Annotated in this window: 4 protein-coding genes and 1 pseudogene; all 5 read left to right on the top strand. The window is 67.7% G+C overall.

Going from position 1 to position 4,281, the window contains the following annotated elements:
* On the top strand, window positions 1–552 hold a 552-nt coding region (locus ACFOYX_RS16580; protein WP_377534105.1), incomplete at its 5' end, for a sugar isomerase domain-containing protein.
* A 26-nt stretch (window positions 553–578) separates the two neighbouring features.
* Entirely contained in the window at window positions 579–1,991 is a 1,413-nt protein-coding gene (gene ngcE / locus ACFOYX_RS16575) for an N-acetylglucosamine/diacetylchitobiose ABC transporter substrate-binding protein (RefSeq protein ID WP_377534104.1), read from the top strand.
* A gap of 22 nt (window positions 1,992–2,013) precedes the next feature.
* Window positions 2,014–2,955 (top strand): carbohydrate ABC transporter permease, encoded by a 942-nt coding sequence (locus ACFOYX_RS16570; protein ID WP_109804145.1) that lies wholly within the window; start codon window positions 2,014–2,016, stop codon window positions 2,953–2,955.
* A gap of 11 nt (window positions 2,956–2,966) precedes the next feature.
* Window positions 2,967–3,923, top strand: a complete 957-nt coding sequence (locus ACFOYX_RS16565; RefSeq protein WP_377534103.1) for a carbohydrate ABC transporter permease — start codon at window positions 2,967–2,969, stop codon at window positions 3,921–3,923.
* A 104-nt stretch (window positions 3,924–4,027) separates the two neighbouring features.
* Window positions 4,028–4,281, top strand: a pseudogene (locus ACFOYX_RS16560) (bifunctional 3'-5' exonuclease/DNA polymerase); the annotation flags it as partial.

The raw sequence follows: 4,281 nt of genomic DNA, 5'->3' as shown, positions 1-4,281 counted from the left end.
CCCACCAACCGGCTCTCCCTGCACGACCTGGTGCTGCACGGCGACGCGCCCCGCGACGTGCTCGCCGACCCCAAGTTGGAACGCGACCCGGCCGTTGCGCACCAGCTCTACGCGCTCGCGGCCCCGCACCCGCGGGACGTGTTCGTGGTCGCCTCCCAGTCCGGCATCAACGGCTCGGTCGTCGAGCTGGCGACGCTGGTGAAGGAGCGCGGCCATCCGCTGATCGCGGTCACCTCGGTCGAGCACACCGCACGGGTCGCCCCACGGCACCCGTCCGGGCACCGGCTCGCCGACCTCGCCGACGTCGTGCTGGACAACGGCGCGCCGTTCGGCGACGCACTGCTGCCGCTCGAGGGCGGCGGCGCGGTCTGTGCGGTCTCGTCGGTCACCGCCGCGCTGCTGGCGCAGCTGCTGACCGCCGAGGTCGTACGACGGTTCCACCAGGCCGGGGAGGTACCCCCTATCTACCTCTCCGCCAACGTCCCCGGTGGGGACGAGCACAACCTCGCCCTCGAGTCGCGGTACGCCGGGCGCCTCCGGCGGACCGCCTGACCCGGACACCACAAGGAGAGACAGAGATGTCGATTACCCCCGAGAACCTCGGTGACCTCAGCCGCCGGACCCTGCTGCGGCTGGCCGGCGCGGCCGGGCTGCTCGCCACCCTGGCCGCCGGCCTGCTCAGCGCCTGCGCCGGCAGCGAGCCGAGCAAGTCCGACGACACCGGCGCCGCGAAGAGCAAGGACAACCCGTTCGGTGTCAAGGACGGCAGTGCCGTCAAGGTGGTCATCTTCAACGGCGGCCTGGGCGACCAGTGGGCCAAGGAAGACAAGGTCGTCTTCAACGCCAAGCACCCGAACATCACGGTCAACATGTCTTCCACCCAGAAGATCAAGACCGAAGAGCAGCCGAAGATGGCGACGCAGCCGAGTGACCTGGTCATGAACTCGGGCGCTGACATGATGGACCGCAGCACGCTGATCAACGAGGGCGCCATCGAGCCGCTCGACGACCTGCTCACCGCGCCCGCCTGGGACAGCGAGGGCACCGTCGCGGACTCGCTGCTGCCGGGCACGGTCGGCGACGGCACCCAGAACGGCAAGTTCTACGTCGTGAACGTGGCGTACACGGTGTGGGGCAACTGGTACAACGCGGCGCTGTTCAAGAAGGAGGGTTGGCAGGCGCCGACCACCTGGGACGAGTTCTTCGCCCTGGCCCCGAAGATCAAGGCCAAGGGCATGGCGCCGTACGTGCACGACGCCGTCCACGGCTACTACCCGCGCTGGGGGCTCATGGCGAGCATCTGGAAGACCGCCGGCAAGCAGGTCGTCGTCGACATCGACAACCTGAAGGAGAACGCCTGGAAGGCCGACGGCGTGCTCAAGGCGCTGGAGCCGTGGGAGAAGCTGGTCAAGGACCGGCTGCTGCTGCCGGGCAAGCTGGACCACACCCAGTCCCAGCAGGCCTGGCTCGACGGCAAGGCGGCGTTCATCCAGGTCGGCACGTGGCTGAAGAACGAGATGTCCGCCACCATCCCGCCGGGCTTCGAGCTGACCCTGTCGGACTACTGGAGCAACGCCGACGACAAGGCGCCGAAGGACGTGTTCGCCGCGTCCGGCGAGGGCTTCGTCGTGCCGAGCAAGGCCCCGAACAAGGAGGCCGCGAAGGAGTTCCTGCGGGCGATCCTGTCGAAGGCGGGTTCGGCCAAGTTCGCCGAGCTGACCAAGTCGCTGGCCTCCACCAAGGGCTCCGGCGACAACGTGCAGGACTCCGCGCTCGCCAGCGCCAACACCCTGATGAAGAACGGCGGCAGCGAGCTCATCTCGGTCAAGTTCCAGGACTTCTACGCCGACCTGGACAAGGAGAGCCAGAACCTGTCCGAGGAGCTGATGGCGGGCCGGCTGACCGCGCAGCAGTTTGTCGACAAGATGCAGGCGGCCGCCGACAAGGTCGCCAAGGACTCGTCGATCAAGAAGCAGACCCGCACCGCCTGACCCGAACGAGAGAGTGAGTCCAATGCGGCACGGAGTCGCGCGTTTCGTCACGGGCTTCCTGGCCCTGCCGGTTGCGCTGTACCTGTTCTACGTGGTGTGGCCGTTCGCGCAGGCGGCGGGATACTCGCTGACCGACTGGGGCGGGTACTCGGATTCCCAGCGCTTCGTCGGTCTCGACAACTACGTCCGGCTGCTGTCGGACGAGTTGATCAGGAAGGCCTTCTGGCACAACGTCTTCTTCCTGATCACCGTGCCGCTGTTCACCATCGCGCTGGCCCTGTTCCTCGCGTTCCTGCTCAACGTGGGCGGACGCGAGGACAGGGCCGGCATCCGCGGGGTGTTCGGCTCCGCCGTCTACAAAGTCATCTTCTTCTTCCCGCAGGTGCTGTCGCTGGTGGTCATCGCCGTGATGTGGCAGCAGATCTACCGGACCGACAGACAGGGTCTGATCAACGGCCTGCTGATCAAGCTCGGGCTGGGCGACCCGGAGAACCCGATCGCCTTCACCGCCGACCCGGAGCCCTTCCTCGGCGTACCGGCGGTGCTGTGGTGGCTGCTGCTGATCGCGGTCTGGAGCGGCGCCGGCTTCTACATGGTGCTCTTCTCGGCGGCGATGCAGTCCATCCCGAAGGACATCTACGAGGCGGCCCTCCTCGACGGGGCCGGCCGCTTCCACACCTTCTTCCGGATCACGCTGCCGCTGCTGCGGGACACGATCTCGGTGGCCTGGGTGTACCTGGGCTTCATCGCGCTGGACATGTACGCCCTGGTCTTCGTCATGACGCCCAGCCAGGGCGGACCGAACCACGCCAGTGAGATCTTCGCGTCGGTGCTCAACTTCACCGCGTTCCAGAAGGGCCAGTTCGGCTACGCCTGCGCGATGGGTGTCGCCCTGGCGATCTTCACGATCCTGCTCGCCGCGGCGCAGCTGAGGATCACCCGTCGCGACCGTATCGAGTTCTGAGGAGGCTGGACATGAGCACGGCGACACACGGTGGTCTGACCCGGCCCGACGAGAGCCCGGCCACCCGACCCGATCCCGCACCGCGTACCACGTCCCGCGCCGCCGCGATCGGCGGCCGGATCTTCAACGGCTTCTCCCACGTCTTCCTGGTGGTCTGGGCCGTGATGGTGATCTACCCACTGCTGTGGGTGGTGATGTCGGCGCTCAAGAGCGACTCGGAGGTGATCCGCGATCCGCTCTCCCTGATCCCCGACACGCTGCACTGGGACAACTTCGCCCGGGCGTGGGGTGAGGGGCACCTCGGGGCGTTCTTCCTCAACACCATCCTGGTGATGATCGGCAGCGTCTTCCTCACCATGCTGCTCGGCTCGATGGCCGCGTACGCGCTGGCCCGCTACGAGTTCCGCGGCAACCGGTTGATCTACTACATGTTCCTCTCCGGGCTGACCCTGCCGATCTACCTCGCCGCGGTGCCGCTGTTCAAGGGCGTCTACAACACGGGCGTGGTCTTCCCGCTGCTCGGCCCGAACAAGCACGTGATGCTGATGCTGGTCTACGTGGCGTGGTCGCTGTCGTTCACGATCTTCTTCATGCATTCGTTCTTCCGGACGCTGCCCGACTCGATCGCCGAGGCGGCCATGGTCGACGGCGCCTCGCACAGCCGGCTGTTCTTCAGCGTGATGCTGCCGATGGCCAAGCCGGGCCTGATCAGCATCGGCATCTTCAACGTGCTCGGCCAGTGGAACCAGTGGTACCTGCCGACGCTGCTCATGCAGTCGGTGGCGGGTGAGCCGAAGAACCAGGTGATCTCCCAGGGCCTGATCGAGCTCTCGGTCAACCAGGGCTACAAGTCCGACTGGTCGGGCCTCTTCGCCGGCGTCACCATGGCGATGCTCCCGGTGCTCATCGTGTACATCGTCTTCCAGCGCCAGGTCCAGTCCGGCCTCACCGCCGGCGTAGGCAAGTAACCCCACCCGTCACGGGGCGCAGTTTCCCGGAAAGAGTGGCCGTTCCGCCCGGGATGGCCACTCTTTCCGTGCAAGAGGCCGATCGGGTGCCCGCGCGGAGCGCAGTGTCACAGGGGCGGGGGAGAATCGCGTCCGTGCTGGTGGCGGTGGTGGCGGACGAGCGGGGTGGGGGAGTTCTGCAACCCCTCGACCTCGCCGGCCGCCCCACCGGTCCGGCGGAGCCGGTCACCGACCTCGCCGCCGCGGTGACCGCCCGCGAGGCCGCCGACCGCCCCCGCTGGGTCTGGGCCTCCGGCGCCACGGTCTACCCGGCGCTGCTGCGGGCCGGGGTCCGGCTCGACCGCTGCCACGACGTGGA

Origin of the sequence: Micromonospora sp. GCM10011541 (assembly GCF_042650725.1) — a bacterium.
GTDB classification, from domain to species: domain Bacteria; phylum Actinomycetota; class Actinomycetes; order Mycobacteriales; family Micromonosporaceae; genus Micromonospora; species Micromonospora sicca.
The sequence above is the reverse complement of the archived record's forward strand: the minus strand, read 5'-3'. Positions and strand labels throughout refer to the sequence as shown.